Here is a 19794-nt window from a genome sequence, read left to right on the forward strand (position 1 = left end):
ATTTTAGGTAATTCTACCTACACCCATAAAAATTCTTTTTTTTAAAGTACCTTTGCAGAATAAAATTTCAGAAGGAATGATTAAGATTAAAACTCGTGAAGAAATTGAATTAATGCGTGAGAGTGCATTAATTGTTTCAAAAACATTAGGAATATTAGCCAAAGAAGTAAAACCAGGTGTTACCACTTTGCAATTAGATAAATTAGCTGAAGAATTTATTAGAGATCAGGGAGCAATCCCAGGTTTTTTAGGATTGTATGATTTTCCCAACACACTTTGCATGAGTCCAAACGCTCAGGTTGTACACGGAATTCCAAACAACAAACCTTTAATTGAAGGAGATATAATTTCTATAGATTGTGGCGCTTTAAAAAACGGGTTTTACGGTGACCACGCGTATACTTTTGAAGTTGGTGAAGTTACTCCAGAAACAAAAAAATTACTACAAATTACCAAAGAAAGTTTGTACGAAGGTATTCGCCAATTAAAAGTTGGAAACAGAGTTGGTGATGTTGGTTTTGCCATACAAGCTTACTGTGAAAAAGAAGGTTATGGAATTGTACGAGAATTAGTTGGACACGGTTTAGGAAAAAAAATGCACGAAGATCCTGAAATGCCAAATTACGGTAAAAGAGGAAGAGGTAAAAAATTTATGGAAGGTATGGTTGTTGCCATAGAACCTATGGTAAACCTAGGAACTTACAAAATAAACCAATTGAATGATGGGTGGACTATTTTAACTCAAGATGGAAAACCAAGTGCACATTTTGAACATGATGTTGCTATTGTTGACGGAAAACCAGAACTACTTTCTACATTTAAGTACGTGTATGCAGCTTTAGGTATTGAAAGTAACGAAGAAGAAGAATTTAGACAAATACCATTACATATTTAAAACTCTTCTAAATAAAGCTAAACTTAGCGCTACATTTTGACACGTATTTTTAAAATTATTTTGAACGCTATTCCAAGACCTTTGCTTATTAAAGCTAGTTATTGGGTAAGTCCTATTGTTTCTTTGTATTTAAAAGGAAATAATTTTACAGATCCAATTGACGGAAAAAGTTATCGGAAATTTTTACCTTATGGATATGAAACTCAAAGAGAAAATGCGCTAGCTCCTGGAACTTTATCATTAGAACGACATAGATTACTTTGGTTATACTTAAAAAACGAAACCGATTTTTTTAGCGCGCCAAAAAAAGTATTACACATTGCTCCTGAACAATGTTTTTTAAAAATTTTTAAAAAACAAAAAAACTTAACATATACTACTGCCGATTTATACTCGCCAATTGCTGATGTAAAAGCTGATATTTGTGATTTACCTTTTGAAAACAACGCCTTTGATGTTGTTTTCTGCAATCATGTTTTAGAACATATTGAAGATGATAAAAAAGCCATGAGCGAATTATACCGTGTTTTAAAACCTGGCGGACTAGGTATTTTTCAAATTCCACAAGATTTATCTTTAGAAACTACTTACGAGGATTTTTCAATAACTTCAAAAGAAGAGCGAAAAAAACACTTTGGCCAATATGACCACGTGCGTATTTATGGAAAAGATTATTTTGAAAAACTAAGAACTCACGGATTTAAAGTACAAGAAGTTGACTATTCAAAAACATTGAACCCTAAATTAGTTACCAAATACTGTTTAACAAAAGGAGAAATTTTACCTGTTTGCACTAAATAGCCTTCATTTCTAAATTTGGAGAAGCGTATGTTTTTATATCTCCATTGGCATCAACGTAAATTAAAAAAGCTTTTAATTCAGCATGATTTTGTAAAAAACTTTGTGTTTTTTCTAATCCCATTGCCATAAAAGCAGTGGCATAACCATCAACATCTGCACAATCTGATTTTGAAATTACAGACGCGCTTAACAAATTACTTTCAGTAGCAAAACCCGTTTTTGCATTTATGGTATGCACATATTTTTTTCCATCTTTTGCTGTTCTATACTTTCTGTAATTTCCAGAGGTAGCAATAGATTCGTTATGAAGTTGTAAGGTTGAAGCAAATGAACGTGTACCATCAAAATTAGGATTTTCAATTGCAATTCTCCAAGCGCTATTTTTTTCATTTACACCTCGCGCCCTTATTTCTCCACCAATTTCAACCAAATAATTTTGAATATTGTACTGTTCAAAAAGTCGCCCAACAACATCAACTAAAAACCCTTTTCCAATGGCATTAAAATCAAAGTAAATTTCAGGATATTGTTTGATTACTTTCTGGTCTTTTAGTGCTACTTTTTCAAAACCTACAAATTTTAGTAACTCTTTAATTTTTAAAGAATCTAAATCTTCAATTTTATCTCCAGGACCAAAACCCCAAGCATTTACTAAAACACCAATAGTTGGGTCAAAATCTCCATTAGTTTCTTTATATATTTTTTCAGACTTGGCAAAAACTTCTTCAAAATAAGCATCAACTACAACTGTAGTGTCCCCATTGTTAATTTTTGAAATATCAGAAGTTGGAATGTATGTTGAGGTAGATTTATTAATAGCTTTTATTAAACTATCAATTTTAAATTCAAAATCAACTGACGAACCTCCCAAATAACGTATAGAAAATGTGGTTCCAATAGCATTACCTTTTATAACTTTTAAAGTATCCTCTGTTTTATTACAAGAAATAAGCAACAAAACAACTAAAATTCCTACATATTTTCTCATTTCTAAATGACTCAACAATTATCAAATTAATAAACATCAAAGATAATATTAAATTATTTCATAAAAACATCTTAAATTTTAATATTTATATTAGATAGATTGGTATTTTTTTTACCTTTGTTAGGTATTAAATTTAAAATATCTTATGAAGAAATTATTTTTATTGGTGTTAGCGACATCTTTAGTGTTAAGTTCATGCGTTTCAAACAAGAAATACGCTGAGTTAGAAGAAAATTACAGCAAAAAAAGTCAAGAGTTAGTTGATGTAAAAGCTGATTTAATGAAATGTCAAGTAGAAAGTGAAAGTAAAATTTCATCACTTGAACAAAGAATTGTTGATTTAAACAAAGACAAAGAAAAAACATTAGAGTATGTTGATAATTTAACCGTATTATCTAAATCTGCTTCAGACAACATTAAAGAAACGTTGGCTCAAATGGGTAAAAAAGATGAATACATTCAATACATTCAAAAAGCTGTTACTAAGAAAGATTCTATTAATTTAGCATTAGGATTTAAATTAAAAAGTGTGTTAGCTGATGGATTTGAAGATGAAGATATTGAAGTTAATGTTGAGAAAACTGTAGTTTACATTTCAATTGCTGATAAATTATTATTTAAAAGCGGAAGCGCTACTATTTCTAACAAAGCAAAAGAAGTATTAGGAAAAGTTTCTGAAGTAATTGCTGCTCAACCTGATCTTGAAGTTATGGTTGAAGGATATACTGACAACAAACCAATTAAAACTTCTTGTATAAAAGATAACTGGGATTTAAGTGTAAAACGTTCTACTTCTGTTATTAGAGTATTACAAGACGACTTTAACATTGAACCTTCTCGTTTAGTTGCTGCTGGTAGAAGTGAATATATGCCAATTGCAAGTAATGATACTGTTGAAGGTAGATCTAAAAATAGAAGAACTCGTATTGTGTTAATGCCTCAATTAGATCAATTCTTTGATTTATTAGAGCAAAAAGTTGACTAATTAGCTTTTCACTTTTTAAGACATCTTAAATAAAAACCTCTAAGAATTGTATTCTTAGAGGTTTTTATTTGCATAAATTTTAAACACCTTTTTACCTTAAAGCATAAAAAAGCCTTACATTTCTGTAAGGCTTTACAAGTTTTAAAAGTGGTCCCACTTGGGCTCGAACCAAGGACCCTCTGATTATGAGTCAGATGCTCTAACCAGCTGAGCTATGGGACCTAAAACTGGCTGCAAAATTACTACATTTTTTCATATAGACAATACTTTTACTGTATTTTTTGCTAAATAATTATTTATTTCATTTTACAAAAACAGGTAACAATCTAAGTACGAATATTTAGCAATTATGTAAACCCAAATTATTTATTGAAATTTTTCTTCAACCAAACTTTTTGAGATTCTCTTTTTAATATTAAAAATGTTACTTGGTGTATAGCAGCTTCTAAATTATCTGATTTTACTTTAAGCAATTCTTTTTCTGAAATATCAACTCTATATAATAAATTTAAATAATCATCGTACTTCGTACGCATCAAATCCAATAAAACTTTATTCAATGTATTTTGCAAGGTAATTGGCTCAATAGTCTCTTCAAAAAGTATATCTAAATTAGACATTTGAAAATCTTTATTAAGTTGCTGAATTAAATTTACATATAAATTTTCTGTGGTTAACGCATTAAATAATTCAACTGTATTTACCGCTTTTAACATTAGATGGTACGTTTCATTAAATTCAAACCAAAGTCTTTAAGCGCTTCTTTTTTTACACTTGAAATTGACATTGTTTCTAAAACTTCAAACGCTTTGTTTGAATATTTTTCAATTTCATTGATAGTTACTTCAGGAATTTTATTTTCAACAAATAAACTTGTTACTTCACTTACTTTATTGTTGTTGGGTGTGGTTGCATTGTAAATAGCAATTAACTTTTTGGCATCTTTTGAGCTACACATTTCCAATGCTTTTAAATACAGAAACGTTTTTTTGTTTTCTAAAATATCACCTCCTATTTGCTTTCCAAAAACGGCAGCATCTCCAAATGTATCCAAATAATCATCTTGCAACTGAAAAGCAATTCCTAAATTCAATCCAAAATTATAAATTTTTATGGCTTCATCTTTAGAAGCTCCTGCAATAATTGCCCCCATTTTCATTGCTGCAGCCACCAAAACAGAAGTCTTATTAGTAATCATTTTTAAATATTCAGTAATGGTAACATCGTTTCTAGTTTCAAAATCCATATCACACTGCTGCCCTTCACAAACTTCTAACGCTGTTTTATTAAACAAAATCATAAGTTCTTTAAAAATTGGAGCATCATAGCTTTCAAAACATTGATTCCCCAATATCATCATTGCATCACCAGATAAGATTCCGGTATTTTCATCCCATTTTTTATGAACAGTTTCTTTTCCTCTTCGTATAGGCGCACTATCCATTATATCATCATGGATTAATGTAAAATTATGAAACACTTCAACAGCCAAAGCAGCATCATAAGCAAGCTTCTCATTCCCACCAAAAATATCACAAGTAAGCAATGTTAAAACAGGACGTAATCTTTTGCCTCCTAATTGCAAAATATAATGAATTGGTTCGTATAAATTTAAAGGCTCCTTAACCTTTACTTTTTCATTTAGATAAACTAAAAACTCTTCTTTGTAGGTTTCAATACTTTTCATGTACTTATATTTTATGTAAAAATACAAGTTTCAATAACACTACAAACTTTTCAATTTCATTTTTAATGTTATCAAATTAATAAAACTTTGGAAACTTTATTTGTTTCTAAAGTTTCCTTTATTATATTTGCAAACCAAAAATTTAAAAAGATAACGGTTTTCATGAAAGAAGTAATACTAAAAAAAGCGGGTGAAACATTCTTAAAACTTGGTTTTAAAAGTGTTACTATGGATGATATTGCCAATGAACTTGCTATTTCAAAAAAAACTATTTACAAATACTTTAAAAACAAGGCAGATTTGGTAAATGAAGCTACCATTTTTACCCATAACCAAGTACATAAAGAAGTTTTAAAAATTTACAATTTAAACCATAATGCAATTCAAGAAAATTTTGAAGTAAAAAAAGTATTTAATGGATTTATACAAAACGTAGACGATTCACCTTTATTTCAATTACAAAAATACTATCCTGAAACTTACAAAAGAATAACTTCGCAAGAACTTTGTATGTTTAAAGATTGCTTATTAAGTAATATTCAAAAAGGAATTAATGAGGGTTTGTATAGAAAAAACATTCTTATAGATCAAGTAACCAAATTTTACTTTTCACTTGTTATGAGTGTTCATGATTCAAACTTATACACATACAATAAAAACAACATACATAAATTAGAATTAAATATTTTAGAATATCATACAAGAGCCATAGCAACCGAAAAAGGAATAAAAATTTTAGAAGAACAATTACAACAATACAATAATTAAAAAATGAAAAAACATCTTATCCTATTTTTAGGCATACTAGGAACTTTTTCTTTACAAGCACAAGAAAGCTTGTCTTTATCGCTTGATGAAGCTATTTCATACGCACTAGAAAACAGTTACGCCTCAATTAATGCCAGTAGAGACATTGAATTATCAAAACAAGTAAACAAAGAAACCGTAGCATTTGGTTTACCACAACTTAATGCAGCTGTAGATTACCAATATTGGGTTAAACAGCAAGTTTCATTAATTCCAGGAGAATTTATTGGCGGAGATCCAGGAGAATTTATAGAAGTTGTTTTTGGAACAAAAAATAATTTATCAGCCTCAGCAACGTTATCGCAAGTTATTTTTGACGGCTCCTATATAGTTGGTCTAAAATATCTAGACACTTATATGCGCATTTCAAAAGACTCAAAAGAAAAAACCGATCAATTAATTAGAGAGGCTGTTATTAATGCCTACGGAAATGTTCTTTTTACTGAAGAAGGTATTGCTATTCTTAAAAAAAATGTAGCTACATTAGAAAAAAACTTAGCTGACACCAACCAAATATATTTAAATGGTCTTGAAGAAGAAGAAAGTGTTGAGCAATTAGAACTAACGTTGGCTTCATTAAAAACATCGTTATCTAAATCAGAAAAATTAAAAAGTATTAATTACAAAATGTTCAACATAACCATTGGAGCAGATATTAATACCAAGACTACTTTAACTGAAAATTTAAACGATTTAACAAAAGAAAACATACAATTTAGCTTATTAGAAGAAGAATTTAATATTGAAGATCATATAGATTTCAGAATTGCAGAAAATGCACTTGAAGGACAAGAAGGAATTGTAAAATTACAAAAAAGCAAAGCGTTACCAACCTTAAATTCTTTTATAAACTTTGGCTACCAAGGTTATAGCGAGTCATTTACATTTCATAAAAAATACCAAGATTGGTTTGATTCTTCATTACTAGGTGTTAGTTTAGACATTCCAATTTTTAGTGGTTTGGCAAGAAGCGCCAGAACACAACAAGCTAAAATTGAATACGACAAAGCTAAAACGAACTTAGAAGAAACCAGTCAAAAAGTTTTACTAGAGTTAGAAAGTGCTAAAGTTGAATACCAATATAGATTAGAAGAATTTGAAACTTCTAAGAAAAATTTAGCATTAGCAGAACGAATTGAAAAGAAACAAGAAGTGAAATTTTTTGAAGGAATTTCAACTAGTTTTGACCTAACAAGCGCACAAAATCAATTATACACAATGCAACAAAACTACTTAGAAGCAATGCTAAATGTTATTTCAGCAAAAGCAAGTTTAGACAAAGCATTAAATACACCTATAATCAACTAAAAAACACAACAATGAAATATTTATATTCAACCTTATTATTTACATTTTTATTTATTTCTTGCGGAGGAAATGAAAATGGGCAATCTTTAGAAACAGTTTTAGAATCGGGTGACATAACTGCAATTAAATCTAAACGAGATGAAATTGCAGCACAACAAAAAGCACTTATAGAACAATTACAATTAATTGATCACAAAATTGCCGATTTATCACCTAACAAAAAAGTACCCTTAACTACAATTATTACAGCTGAAGAATCTGTATTCAATCATTATATAGATTTGCAAGGAAACGTAACAACCAAAAACAATTTGGTAATTTACCCAGAATATGCAGGAATTTTAAAAGAAGTTAATGTAGTTGAAGGGCAACACGTTAAAAAAGGGCAAGTTTTAGCAAAAATAGACGATGGTGGTTTAAGTCAACAACTAGCACAAGCAAACATACAATTAGCACTTTCAAAAACAACTTTTGAACGTCAAGAGCGTTTATGGAATCAAAAAATTGGATCTGAGATGCAATATTTACAGGCAAAATCTTCATATGAAGCGCAAGAAAAAGCCATTGATCAAATTAAACAACAAGTAGCTAAAACCGTAATTACGGCACCTTTTAATGGTACTATTGATGATGTTATTACGCACCAAGGAAGTGTAGTTTCTCCAGGACAATCGCAATTAATGCGTATAATTAGTTTAAATAATATGTACATAGAAACTAATGTTCCTGAAAGCCATATAAACACAGTTACAAAAAACAAAGATGTTATTATTGAATTTCCTGTTTTAGGAACTTCAATTGAAAGTAAAATTAGACAAGCCGGAAGCTACATAAACCCAGCCAACAGAACTTTCAAAATTGAAGTTAACATTCCTAATAAAAACAATAAGGCTATTAAACCAAATTTAACAGCGAAACTTAAAATTAACGATTACACAAATACCAAAGCCATCTTAATACCACAAGGTATTATTTCTGAAAATGCAAATGGACAACAATACATTTATATTGTAAAAGACAGAAAAAGTGATGAAGCTGTTGCACATAGAGCAATAATTGAAACAGGATTAATTCAAGGAGATTATATTGAAGTTCTTTCGGGTGTTGCTGTTGGTGATGAAATAATTATGGAAGGTGCAAGAAGCATTAAAGATGGGCAAACAGTTAAAATATTAAACTTATAATTTATCAAAATGAGTAAACAACAAAAACAAATTGATAAAGAGTTTAAACTATCGTCCTGGGCAATAGACAATAAAACTACTATCTATGTATTAATGGCTTTAATTCTGTTTTTAGGAGCCTCGGCATTTTACAATATGCCAAGAGAAAACTTCCCAGAAATTAAAGAAACAAAAATATACGTAAGCTCAGTGTATTCAGGAAATACTGCTGAAGATATTGAAAAACTAATTACAATTCCATTAGAAGATCAACTAGAAACTATAAGTAATGTTGTTGAAATAACATCAACATCACAAGAAGATTACTCTATTATAATTGTAGAATTTGACGAAAATATAACCGTTGAAGCAGCCAAACAAAAAGTTAAGGATGAAATAGAATCTGAAACTGCTAGTGAAGATTGGCCTACTTTTAATGGTGCTAAAGTTGAACCAAATGTATTTGACCTTAGTTTATCTGAAGAAATGCCAATTTCAAACATTAACATTTCAGGAGACTATCCAATCAATCGTTTAAAAGAATTTGGAGAATACTTAGAAGATGAAATTGAAAACCTACCTCAAATAAAACAAGTAGACATTAGAGGTGCTCAAGAAAAAGAAGTAGAAGTTGCAGTTGATATTTTTAAAATGACTGCTGCAAAAGTAAGCTACGATGATATTATAAATTCAATTGGTGGTGGTAACATTACCATGTCTGCAGGTAATTTTATTGCTAGCGGACAAAGAAGAACTATTCGTATTATTGGTGAAATTGAAAACCCTGAACAGTTAAAAAACTTTGTAGTAAAATCTGAAAATGGGAATTCAATTTATTTAAAAGATGTTGCTACAGTTTCCTTTAGATCAAAAGATAAAACCACCTATGCTCGTGAATTTGGAAACACAGTAGTAATGCTAGACGTAAAAAAGCGTGCCGGAAAAAACATGGTGGTTGCTGCAGAACAAATTCAAGAAATTGTAGAAAATGCGAAAGAAAATGTTTTCCCTGCAGACCTAAAAGTTACTATTGCAAATGATCAATCATCTGTAACTGTTGGGCAAGTAGACGATTTAGTAAACAACATTATTTTTGGTATTATTTTGGTAGTAACCGTTTTAATGTTCTTCCTTGGATTTAAAAATGCCTTGTTTGTTGGTTTTGCAATTCCAATGTCCATGTTTATGTCGCTTATGATTCTTGAAATGTTTGGCTATTCACTTAACACAATGGTACTTTTTGGACTAATTATGGGACTTGGAATGTTAGTAGACAACGGAATTGTAGTAGTTGAAAACGTGTATAGGCTTATGGATGAAGAAGGAATGAGTAGAAAAGAAGCTGCAAAAAAAGGAATTAGTGAAATTGCGTTTCCAATTATCATTTCAACAGCAACAACCGTTGCCGCATTTATTCCGTTAGGACTTTGGCCTGGAGTTATGGGTGAATTTATGATTATTTTACCTATTACACTTTCAATTGTACTTGGTTCATCATTGTTTGTTGCAATCTTCTTTAATTCGGTGTTAGTCTCTCAATTTATGACTATTGAAGACGTAGATATGCCAACAAACAAAATCATAAAACTTACAAGTATTATTTCGGCAATAGGATTATTTATAACCTTCTTTGGAGGTTCATACAGAACGTTTGGTGTGCTTATGATTACCACAGCTGTTCTTTTATGGATTTATAGATTATTCCTTCGAAAAATGGCAAATTATTTCCAAGAAAATATTTTAACAAAACTAGAAAAATATTATGAAGCTGCATTAAGCAAAGCACTATCTGGCTGGAGAATGTATGCCTATTCATCTTTTACTGTGGCGTTATTAATTATTTCATTTATAGCCTTTGGTTGGTCGTTAAGCTCACAACGTACAAAGGTGGAATTTTTCCCAGACAACAAACCAAATCAAATTATTGTTTACATTGAATATCCTGAAGGAACTGATATTGAGAAAACCAATGAAATTACCAAACTTATTGAAAAACAAGTTTTCAAGGTTTTAAATGAAGATGTATATGTTGATGATGATGGCTATAATTTTATGGTTGAAAGTGCCGTTTCTCAAGTTGGTGAAGGTGCTGGAAACCCAAATACTGATGGAGGTTCTGCTGCAGAAATGCCGCATAAAGGTAAAATTACAGCCTCTATGCGCGAATATAAATACAGAAAAGGCCAAGACAGTGAATTATTAAGACAAAAAGTTCAAACCGCATTGGTAGGAATTTATCCTGGAGTATTAATTTCTGTTGAAAAAGATGCCAACGGACCACCTGCAGGTTCTCCTGTAAATATTGAAATTGAAGGAAAAGATTACAACGAGCTTATTTCAACAGCCGAAAGAATGAGAGATTTTATCAACTCTAAAAACATTCCTGGTATTGATGAACTAAAAATTGATGTAAACAAAGATAAACCTGCAATGCAGGTAGTTGTTGACCGTAAAAAAGCGGGTGAACTAGGTGTAAACACCATGAAAGTTGGTCAACAATTACGAAACTCAATCTTTGGAGCAAAAGCAGGTATTTATAAGGAAAATGGAGAAGATTACGATATTTATGTTCGTTTCAACAAAGAAAACAGATACAATTCTAGTGCTGTTTTCAATCAGAAAATTACATTTAGAGATCCTTCTTCAGGAAAAATTAAAGAAATTCCTATTTCAACAGTTGCAAAACAAACAAACACATCAGGGTTTAGTGCTATTAAACACAAAGACGTGCAAAGAGTTGTAACTGTATATTCTGCACTTGCTCCAGGCTACACAGATGCCGGTGCAATAGTTGCTCAAATACAAGATTCTATGAAAGAATTTGAAGATTTACCTACTGATATTAAAATTGATTACACAGGGCAAATTGAAGAGCAAAACAAACAAATGGCCTTTTTAATGGGTGCATTTTTTACAGGACTTTCATTAATATTTTTTATACTAATATTCCAATTCAACTCTATTTCAAAACCAACAATTATTATGGGAGCTATCTCACTAAGTTTAATTGGTGTATTTGGTGGTTTGGTTATTAGTGGTGATTCTTTTGTTATTATGATGACAATGATGGGAATTATTTCACTAGCCGGTATTGTTGTTAATAACGGAGTTGTATTACTTGATTATGCTCAATTACTAATTGACAGAAAAAAATATGAACTTGGTATAGATGAAGATGATTTTCTATCGTTAAAAGACACATACCATTGTATTGTACTTGCCGGTAAAGCACGTTTAAGACCGGTACTTTTAACAGCAATTACAACAATTTTAGGGTTGGTTCCTTTAGCTATAGGATTAAATATAAATTTCTTTACCTTGTTTAGTGAATTTGACCCGAACATTTATGTTGGTGGTGATAACGTGGTATTTTGGGGACCATTAGCTTGGACCGTTATTTACGGGTTAATTGTTGCAACTTTTTTAACATTAATAATTGTACCAATATTTTTCCTATTATCACTTAAACTAAAATATAAAATAAAAAGGCTAAAAACAGCTTCATAAATTATACTTACAACAAACTAAAGGTGTTTCAATTTTATTGAAACACCTTTTTTATTACTTTTGAATACATGCAACAACACAAAACTTATACTGTTGATGAAGCTACAAGGCTTCTAGAAAATTATTGTGCTTATCAGGAACGTTGTCATAAAGAAGTAGAACAAAAACTATATGATTTAAAAATGATTCCTGAAGCTAAAGAGCAAATAATACTGCATTTAATGCAACACAATTTTTTAAATGAAGAACGCTATGCAAAATCTTATGCGCGTGGAAAATTCAACATTAAAAAATGGGGAAAAATTAAAGTTGCTAACGATTTAAAGTTTAAAAATATTTCAGCATACAATATTAAAACCGCTTTAAAAGAAATAAATGATGAAGATTATTATAACAACCTTCAAACTATTGCAACAAAAAAATTAAAACTCATAAAAGAACCCAATTCATTTAAAAAAAGAAATAAACTTGCCACATTTTTAATTTCCAAAGGTTACGAAAGTAACTTGGTTTTTGAGCTGGTTAATTCCCTTATTTCCTAATTTCAAATCCTGATTTTAATCACATCTCAAAAAGATTATTTTTTGTAATTTTGAGAAACTGCTAAAACTTAAAATCATGAAAAATATTCTTTTTATTATAGGCCTTTTACTGCTTTCTACCACAGCATTTTCTCAAGATTCAAAAACTCCAAAAACTGAAATAAAAGGAGATCTTACTGAAATAACTTTATACTATGATAACGGTGAAATTATGCAACATGGTTTTTACGATAAAACAGGTGAATTACACGGAGGATGGGAAAGTTATAATAATGATGGAACCAGAAAATGTGTTGCCTTTTATGACAAAGGCGTAAAAGTAGGAACTTGGTTTTATTGGAATAAAGGCATTAAAACCAAAGTAATTTACGAAAACAATGTAATAAAAAGCATTGAAGAAGTAACCCCTGAATTAGGGAAACCAACGTTAGACGATCACTAATTTTTATAATTTTTTAAAAATAAAGAATCTTTTACTTTATTAACTTTCATTACCTCTTGAATATTATCATTTGGTACTGTTAAAGAAAGTACATAGTGTTCAATTTTCCAGGTTTCGTTCGTTTTTTTCAATACTCCTGAACCTCTACAAACACCCATCCAAGTATCTAACAACTCATCAAACCAAGCTATTTTTCCATCAGAATTTAAGTACACATTTCTATCTACAGCTTTAAAATCCCAAGCAGTTCCTTTATCAAAATAAGGTTTTGAAAACGCTTTAAATTCCTGTACATCCCACACCTCAGCTGCATCTGTTCCAACAAAAACACTTTTAGAAGACATTGCTTCAAAATAATTCTCAAAATTTGTTTCTGCTGCATCTAAATGCCAACTATTTAACACCTTATTAATAGCTGCCACTTCTTGTTTAGGCTCAACTTTTTGAACTATCTTTTCTTTATCTGTACAACTAAAACATACGATTAATACAAAAATGATAACGCTAATTTTTTTCATAATTTACTGTATTGACTTTGCTGGTTTTCTAGTAATTCTCTTTTTCACTTTTGTAACGGGCTCTTCCTCTTCAATTATTTCAACAGGAACTTCTGTATCAATCTCCAATGCTTCTTGCAAATCCCGAGCTTTATAAATAGTATTAATTTTAGCATTTACTGATGCGTATACTTCAATAATTTGCCCTACTTCTTCACTAACTTCCTCATTGGTAATTGAAGGAATAGTTGCCATATCAACCAAACGCAAAGTTTCATTATGCAACACGTTAAAACGAGCATTTACATTTAACTTATCAATAGCATCAACCCTAATTGTATCTTTCATTAATTTCACAAGATCTTCCAACTCTCTTGATCTGCCCAAAGCCTGTGAAACAGAAATATTATAATATTCTGTAATCAATTCATCAACATCATTGTATTCTTTCCAACTTTCAAAATCTTTTCTTGCACTTGGAATAAGTGTTTCAGAAATTGTATTTGAAATTCTATTTGAATCTACTGCCAAAGAATCAATTGTTTCCTTATTGCTTTGTGTTTTCTTTGAATCACAAGAAAAACTAATTATTAAAATTAGGAATAAAAACAGGTATATATACTTCATTTTAAAACTTCTTAAGCCCAAAAATACTAATAATTAAGAAGAACTAAATAAAAGAATGTGAATTTGATAAAAAACAACCTCTCTAGCAATCAATTTTAATTTTCAGTATATTTATAGAACTAACAAAACTACATTTTTGTATATGCTCAAAAAAATATTAATTATTGGTGCCTGTGGTCAAATTGGAACTGAATTAACGCAGAAACTTCGAAATTTGTATGGAAATGATGCTGTAATTGCTTCTGACATTCGTGAAGGAAACAAGAAACTAATGAAATCTGGACCTTTTGAATTGGTAAATGCTATGGATTATGATACCATTTTACAAGTAGTAGAGCAATATAACATTCAGGAAGTTTACTTAATGGCAGCAATGCTTTCCGCCACTGGCGAAAAATTTCCTGAAAAAGCTTGGGATTTAAATATGACATCATTGTTTAATGTTTTAAACCTAGCTAAAGAGGGCAAAATAAAAAAACTATTTTGGCCTAGTTCCATTGCTGTTTTTGGCCCAACAACACCTAAAGAAAATACACCGCAAGAAACCATTATGGAACCAACAACAGTTTATGGTATTAGCAAACAAACTGGTGAACGTTGGTGCGAATACTATTATAAAAAATATGATGTTGATGTACGTAGCATACGATACCCTGGTATTATAAGTTGGAAAACCAAACCTGGTGGCGGAACCACAGATTACGCTGTTGAAATTTTCCATAGTGCACTTTTAATAGGTAAATACACCTCTTTTTTAAGTGAAGAAACTAAATTGCCAATGATGTATATGGATGATGCTATTGCTGCAACTATAGCAATAATGAATGCCAAACCAGCAACTATTAAAATACGATCTTCGTATAATTTAGCAGCTATGAGCTTTACCCCAAAAGAAATTGCTGAAACAATAAAAAAAATAGTTCCTGAATTTAAAATTACATACAATCCAGATTTTAGACAACAAATTGCCAATAGTTGGCCTAGCAGCATTAACGACTCTAAAGCCAGAAAACATTGGGGATGGAAGCCTAAATACAATCTCACCTCAATGACAGAAACGATGCTTAAAAATTTACACGCCAAATACAAAATTTTATAGCACATAACAAATACTTACCTAAGGCATCAGATTAGTTTTGTTTAACTTCAACACCACAAAGTCAAAAATAAAATTAACTGAAAATCAATAATTTAATCTCAGCTAAATAACCGCCAAACTACTAAAACGTTTTAGTAATTTAACAGTTGTTTAACCAATTGTATGACATCTGTCATATCTTTAAGATATGGTATCTTGTAATTTTGTTGACTACTTTTAAAAAAGAAATAAAAACATCCTTATTTAGGATATAACTTTAAAATATTAAAAAATAATTAATTATGAATATTTCACACATTGAACACATAGGAATTGCAGTTGAAAACTTAGAAGAATCAATTAAATACTACGAAGATGTTTTAGGAATGAAATGCTACAGCATTGAAGAAGTTGTTGACCAAAAAGTAAAAACAGCTTTTTTTCAAGTTGGAGACACAAAAATTGAATTGTTAGAAAGCACTTCTCCTGATGGACCAATAGGAAAATACATTGCTAAAAAAGGACAAGGAATTCACCACATTGCGTTTGCAGTTCCAAATGCTTCAGAAGCTTTAAAAACTGCTGAAGAAAGAGGTGTTCAATTAGTAGACAAAGTATCGCGTCCTGGTGCTGAAGGTTTAAACATTGGTTTTCTTCACCCAAGATCTACACAAGGAGTACTTACTGAGCTTTGTTCTAAATAAGAATCACTACATAAGTTAAATCTAAAAATGGCAAATCAAGATAAAATTAATGAGCTCATTGAAAAAAGGGCAAAAGCAAAACTAGGTGGTGGAGAAAAACGAATTAACTCGCAACACGCTAAAGGTAAATTAACAGCACGTGAGCGAATTGATATTCTATTAGATGATGATAGTTTTGAAGAGTTTGATATGTTTGTAACCCACAGAACAAAGTCATTTGGCTTAGATAAACAAGTTTATCTTTCTGATGGAGTTGTAACTGGGCACGGAACAATTGATGGACGAATTGTTTATCTTTTCGCTCAAGATTTCACCGTTTTTGGAGGCTCACTTTCTGAAACATACGCGCTTAAAATATGTAAAATCATGGATATGGCCATGAAAATTGGGGTGCCTGTTATTGGGTTAAACGATTCTGGTGGAGCACGTATTCAAGAAGGTGTACGTTCTTTAGCAGGTTATGCCGAAATTTTCCAACGAAATATTATGGCTTCGGGAGTTATTCCTCAAATTTCTTCCATTTTAGGCCCTTGTGCTGGTGGTGCTGTTTACTCGCCTGCATTAACAGATTTTACAATTATGACTGAAGAAACAAGTTATATGTTTGTTACCGGACCAAAAGTGGTACAAACTGTAACCGGTGAAGTTGTAACTACTGAAGAATTAGGTGGAGCTAAAATTCACGCAACAAGATCTGGTGTTTCTCACTTCTTAGCAAAAGATGATGAGACCAACTTATTATTGGTACGTAAAATATTAAGTTACCTACCTTCAAACAACTTAGAAGACGCTCCAATTATTACTTGTAATGATCCAATTGATAGATTGGAAGATTCTTTAAATGAAATTATTCCAGAAAATCCTAATCAACCTTATGATATTGTTGATGTAATTTCAAGACTTGCAGATAACAGTGAATTTACAGAAGTTCATAGAAATTACGCACGTAATATTTGCGTTGGATTTGCAAGGTTTAACGGTCACCCTGTAGGTATTGTAGCCAATCAACCAAAATATTATGCTGGTGTATTAGATATTGAAGCATCTAGAAAAGCAGCTCGTTTTGTTCGTTTTTGTGATGCATTTAACATTCCAATTGTTACCCTAGTTGATGTGCCAGGATTTTTACCTGGAACTGGTCAAGAATACGGAGGTATTATTTTACACGGAGCAAAATTATTATTTGCCTACGGTGAAGCTACCGTACCTAAAGTAACTATTACATTACGTAAATCTTATGGAGGAGCGCATGATGTAATGAGTTGTAAACAATTACGTGGTGATGTAAATTATGCGTGGCCAACTGCTGAAATTGCGGTAATGGGTGCTAAAGGTGCTGTTGAAGTGTTAGAAGGTTCTAATATTAGAAAAATTGAAGATGCTGAAGAAAAACAAGAATATATAGATAAGAAGGAAGAAGAATACACGCAAGCATTTGCTAATCCTTACGAAGCAGCTAAATACGGATTTATTGACGATGTAATTGAACCAAGAAACACACGTTTTAGAATTATTAGAGCATTAGAATTACTTCAAAATAAAAAAGAAGTAAATCCTCCTAAAAAACATTCAAACATCCCATTATAATGAGTTTTATTCCATTAGTTACAGATCAAATTAACGAAGGCTACGTTATTTTAATTACCGGATTGTTAATTGTTTTTTGTTCATTATTAATACTATCATTAGTATTTAAATATGGATTACCTGTGATGTTGTATGTCTACAAAATAGCCACAAAAAGAAAAGACAAAAAAATCTCAGAAATTAAAGTTGAAGCTGATAAAGATTTTACGGGTGAAATTGCTGCGGCTATTGGTGCAGCAGTGCATATGTATTTAGATCAACAACACGATCACGAAAGCGCAATTTTAACTATAAAACAAGTTAAAAAACCTTATTCACCTTGGAGTTCTAAAATTTACGGAACTCAAAACAGACTATAAGTATGAAAAGTTATAAATTCAAAGTAAACGAAAACGGCTATACGGTTAATATAAAATCTCACGAAGACAATATTATTACCCTTGAGGTAAATGGTACAACCTATGATGTTGTTATGAAACAAGAGATTAAAAAAACCAAAACACCAACATTGGTTCGTGCTGCATCTAAAAGACCTGCTGAACCTTTAAAAGTAAATCCAAAATCTCAAAAAACGAGAATTGTTGCTCCTATTCCTGGAGTAGTTTTATCTATTGACGTTAAAGTTGGTGATCAACTTAAAGTTGGTGATCGTATGATGGTTTTAGAAGCAATGAAAATGGAAAACAATATTGTTTGTGAAAAAGCAGGTACAATTACTTCTTTAAACATTACTGTTGGACAACAAGTATTGCAAGATCAATTAATGATAGAACTAGAATAGAAAATTTTGAGCTTAATTATTTTTAATTCAAAAGTGATTAGCTCTAAAAAATGAAAAAAATGAAAAAAGTAATTTTAATATTTTGTGTTCTATCCTTGCTAATTTTTATTAGACCTGCATTGGGTTTAAACACAAACACCACTACTAACACTCCTGTTTCAAACATTCAAGTTGATGAAACTCAAGAAGACAGTTCGTTTAGTGGAGCATTTAATGGGATTCAACAATTTTACAATTATACTGGTTTTGCAAATGCAACATCAGGTAATATATTAATGATTATTATTGGGATTGTTTTTATATATCTTGGAATTAAATTTGATTACGAACCTTTACTATTAATTCCTATTGGAGCTGGTGTTATTATTGGAAACATTCCTTTTGTCGCCGGCAATCAAACAGGAATTTACGAAGCAGGTTCAGTATTAAACTATTTATATTTTGGGGTTGTAAAAGGAATTTATCCACCGCTAATTTTCTTAGGAATTGGAGCAATGACAGATTTCTCATCATTAATTGCCAATCCAAAATTAATGCTATTAGGTGCTGCTGCACAAATTGGTGTATTTGCAACTTTTTTAGGAGCACTATACTTAGGTTTTAGCCTTCCTGAAGCAGGTGCAATTGGAATTATTGGTGGTGCAGATGGCCCTACTGCAATTTTCCTTTCATCAAAATTAGCAAATGGTATAAACATTTTAGCTGATGGTACCACTGTTAAAAACTTAATTGGACCAATTGCAATTGCAGCATATTCATATATGGCATTAGTACCCGTAATTCAACCTCCTTTAATGCGTTTATTAATTTCTAAAGAAGATAGAAAAATTAAAATGAAGCCACCAAGAGCGGTAACTCAAAAAGAAAAAATGATTTTTCCTGTTGTAGCTTTAATTTTAACAACGTTTATCTCTCCTAGCGCATTGCCTTTATTAGGAATGCTATTTTTTGGAAACTTATTAAAAGAGTCTGGAAGAACAGAAAGATTAGCAGACACTGCTAGAACAAAATTAATAGACATTGTTACAATTTTATTAGGTGTAACAGTAGGAGCTTCTACACAAGCAGATATTTTTATAACAAAAGATTCTATGTTAATTTTTGGACTAGGAGCAATATCATTTGTTATTGCAACCTGTGGTGGATTACTATTTGCTAAGTTTATGAATTTATTCTTAAAAGGAGATAACAAAATAAACCCTCTTATTGGAGCTGCAGGTGTATCTGCAGTACCAGACAGTGCAAGGGTTGTACATACTGAAGCTTTAAAATCAGATCCAAGTAACTATTTATTAATGCATGCAATGGCACCTAATGTTTCAGGTGTAATTGGATCAGCCATTGCAGCAGGTATTATTTTAAGTTTCTTAGGATAAAAACTAATTATTAAAAAAG

The 19794-nt window shown here is 30.8% G+C and carries 20 protein-coding genes and 1 tRNA gene; 15 read left to right on the forward strand and 6 right to left on the reverse strand.

Features of this window, described 5'->3' with window-relative positions; all coding sequences use genetic code 11:
- Positions 1–76: 76 nt before the first annotated feature.
- Positions 77–895 (forward strand): type I methionyl aminopeptidase, encoded by an 819-nt coding sequence (gene map / locus ACFQ5N_RS13350; protein ID WP_386810198.1) that lies wholly within the window; start codon positions 77–79, stop codon positions 893–895.
- Between the two features lie 36 nt (positions 896–931).
- Positions 932–1696, forward strand: coding sequence for a class I SAM-dependent methyltransferase (locus ACFQ5N_RS13355; RefSeq protein WP_386810199.1), 765 nt, complete (start codon positions 932–934; stop codon positions 1694–1696).
- Here ACFQ5N_RS13355 and ACFQ5N_RS13360 read toward each other — a convergent pair.
- Positions 1689–2684: an FAD:protein FMN transferase gene (locus ACFQ5N_RS13360; RefSeq protein WP_386810200.1), complete on the reverse strand. Its 996-nt coding sequence runs from the start codon at positions 2682–2684 to the stop codon at positions 1689–1691. The two genes, ACFQ5N_RS13355 and ACFQ5N_RS13360, sit on opposite strands and share 8 nt — an antisense overlap.
- Positions 2685–2829: 145 nt before the next feature.
- Between ACFQ5N_RS13360 and ACFQ5N_RS13365 the strand changes: the two genes are divergently transcribed.
- A complete protein-coding gene (locus tag ACFQ5N_RS13365) occupies positions 2830–3669 on the forward strand; it encodes an OmpA/MotB family protein (RefSeq protein ID WP_386810201.1) in 840 nt (279 codons plus the stop codon).
- Positions 3670–3817: 148 nt separating this feature from the next.
- Here the strand turns inward: ACFQ5N_RS13365 and ACFQ5N_RS13370 are convergent.
- The 3 genes from ACFQ5N_RS13370 to ACFQ5N_RS13380 form a co-directional block, all read right to left on the reverse strand.
- A tRNA-Ile gene (locus tag ACFQ5N_RS13370) sits at positions 3818–3891 on the reverse strand.
- Between the two features lie 140 nt (positions 3892–4031).
- Positions 4032–4385, reverse strand: a complete 354-nt coding sequence (locus ACFQ5N_RS13375) for a hypothetical protein (RefSeq protein ID WP_386810202.1) — start codon at positions 4383–4385, stop codon at positions 4032–4034.
- Complete coding sequence (locus ACFQ5N_RS13380) at positions 4385–5356, reverse strand: polyprenyl synthetase family protein (RefSeq protein ID WP_386810203.1); 972 nt, start codon at positions 5354–5356, stop codon at positions 4385–4387. The genes ACFQ5N_RS13375 and ACFQ5N_RS13380 overlap by 1 nt, the downstream gene beginning before the upstream one ends.
- 162 nt (positions 5357–5518) lie before the next feature.
- On the opposite strand from ACFQ5N_RS13380, the gene ACFQ5N_RS13385 reads away from it, so the two are divergent.
- The 6 genes from ACFQ5N_RS13385 (at position 5519) to ACFQ5N_RS13410 (ending at position 13125) form a co-directional block, all read left to right on the forward strand.
- Positions 5519–6124 (forward strand): TetR/AcrR family transcriptional regulator, encoded by a 606-nt coding sequence (locus ACFQ5N_RS13385; protein ID WP_386810204.1) that lies wholly within the window; start codon positions 5519–5521, stop codon positions 6122–6124.
- 3 nt (positions 6125–6127) lie between these two features.
- The gene (locus ACFQ5N_RS13390; protein WP_386810205.1) at positions 6128–7471 is read left to right on the forward strand and encodes a TolC family protein; all 1344 of its coding nucleotides are present in this window, start codon (positions 6128–6130) and stop codon (positions 7469–7471) included.
- An 11-nt stretch (positions 7472–7482) separates the two neighbouring features.
- Positions 7483–8655, forward strand: a complete 1173-nt coding sequence (locus ACFQ5N_RS13395; RefSeq protein ID WP_386810206.1) for an efflux RND transporter periplasmic adaptor subunit — start codon at positions 7483–7485, stop codon at positions 8653–8655.
- 9 nt (positions 8656–8664) lie between these two features.
- A complete protein-coding gene (locus tag ACFQ5N_RS13400) occupies positions 8665–12141 on the forward strand; it encodes an efflux RND transporter permease subunit (RefSeq protein WP_386810208.1) in 3477 nt (1158 codons plus the stop codon).
- 68 nt (positions 12142–12209) lie between these two features.
- Positions 12210–12683 (forward strand): regulatory protein RecX, encoded by a 474-nt coding sequence (locus ACFQ5N_RS13405; protein WP_386810210.1) that lies wholly within the window; start codon positions 12210–12212, stop codon positions 12681–12683.
- A gap of 76 nt (positions 12684–12759) precedes the next feature.
- Positions 12760–13125, forward strand: coding sequence for a nicotinic acid mononucleotide adenyltransferase (locus tag ACFQ5N_RS13410; protein WP_386810212.1), 366 nt, complete (start codon positions 12760–12762; stop codon positions 13123–13125).
- On the opposite strand, the gene ACFQ5N_RS13415 is transcribed toward ACFQ5N_RS13410, so the two are convergent.
- On the reverse strand, positions 13122–13643 hold the full coding sequence (locus ACFQ5N_RS13415; protein WP_386810214.1) for a nuclear transport factor 2 family protein: 522 nt from the start codon (positions 13641–13643) through the stop codon (positions 13122–13124). The two genes, ACFQ5N_RS13410 and ACFQ5N_RS13415, sit on opposite strands and share 4 nt — an antisense overlap.
- Before the next feature lie 3 nt (positions 13644–13646).
- Positions 13647–14153 carry a hypothetical protein gene (locus ACFQ5N_RS13420; RefSeq protein ID WP_386810216.1) on the reverse strand — a complete coding sequence of 169 codons (507 nt, stop codon included), beginning with the start codon at positions 14151–14153 and terminating at the stop codon, positions 13647–13649.
- A gap of 238 nt (positions 14154–14391) precedes the next feature.
- Here ACFQ5N_RS13420 and ACFQ5N_RS13425 point away from each other — a divergent pair, with 238 nt between their 5' ends.
- The 6 genes from ACFQ5N_RS13425 to ACFQ5N_RS13450 all read left to right on the forward strand — a co-directional run bounded on the left by ACFQ5N_RS13425 (position 14392) and on the right by ACFQ5N_RS13450 (position 19775).
- Complete coding sequence (locus ACFQ5N_RS13425; RefSeq protein WP_386810217.1) at positions 14392–15348, forward strand: NAD-dependent epimerase/dehydratase family protein; 957 nt, start codon at positions 14392–14394, stop codon at positions 15346–15348.
- A gap of 281 nt (positions 15349–15629) precedes the next feature.
- The gene (gene mce, locus ACFQ5N_RS13430) at positions 15630–16031 is read left to right on the forward strand and encodes a methylmalonyl-CoA epimerase (protein WP_386810218.1); all 402 of its coding nucleotides are present in this window, start codon (positions 15630–15632) and stop codon (positions 16029–16031) included.
- A 27-nt stretch (positions 16032–16058) separates the two neighbouring features.
- Positions 16059–17618 carry an acyl-CoA carboxylase subunit beta gene (locus ACFQ5N_RS13435; RefSeq protein ID WP_386810219.1) on the forward strand — a complete coding sequence of 520 codons (1560 nt, stop codon included), beginning with the start codon at positions 16059–16061 and terminating at the stop codon, positions 17616–17618.
- Entirely contained in the window at positions 17618–17977 is a 360-nt protein-coding gene (locus ACFQ5N_RS13440; RefSeq protein WP_386810220.1) for an OadG family protein, read from the forward strand. The genes ACFQ5N_RS13435 and ACFQ5N_RS13440 overlap by 1 nt, the downstream gene beginning before the upstream one ends.
- Before the next feature lie 2 nt (positions 17978–17979).
- Positions 17980–18399: a biotin/lipoyl-containing protein gene (locus tag ACFQ5N_RS13445; RefSeq protein WP_386810221.1), complete on the forward strand. Its 420-nt coding sequence runs from the start codon at positions 17980–17982 to the stop codon at positions 18397–18399.
- 59 nt (positions 18400–18458) lie between these two features.
- Complete coding sequence (locus ACFQ5N_RS13450; RefSeq protein WP_386810222.1) at positions 18459–19775, forward strand: sodium ion-translocating decarboxylase subunit beta; 1317 nt, start codon at positions 18459–18461, stop codon at positions 19773–19775.
- The last annotated feature ends 19 nt before the right edge of the window (positions 19776–19794 follow it).

This window comes from Lutibacter holmesii, from assembly GCF_042679665.1.
In the GTDB taxonomy this organism is placed as follows: Bacteria; Bacteroidota; Bacteroidia; order Flavobacteriales; family Flavobacteriaceae; genus Lutibacter; species Lutibacter holmesii.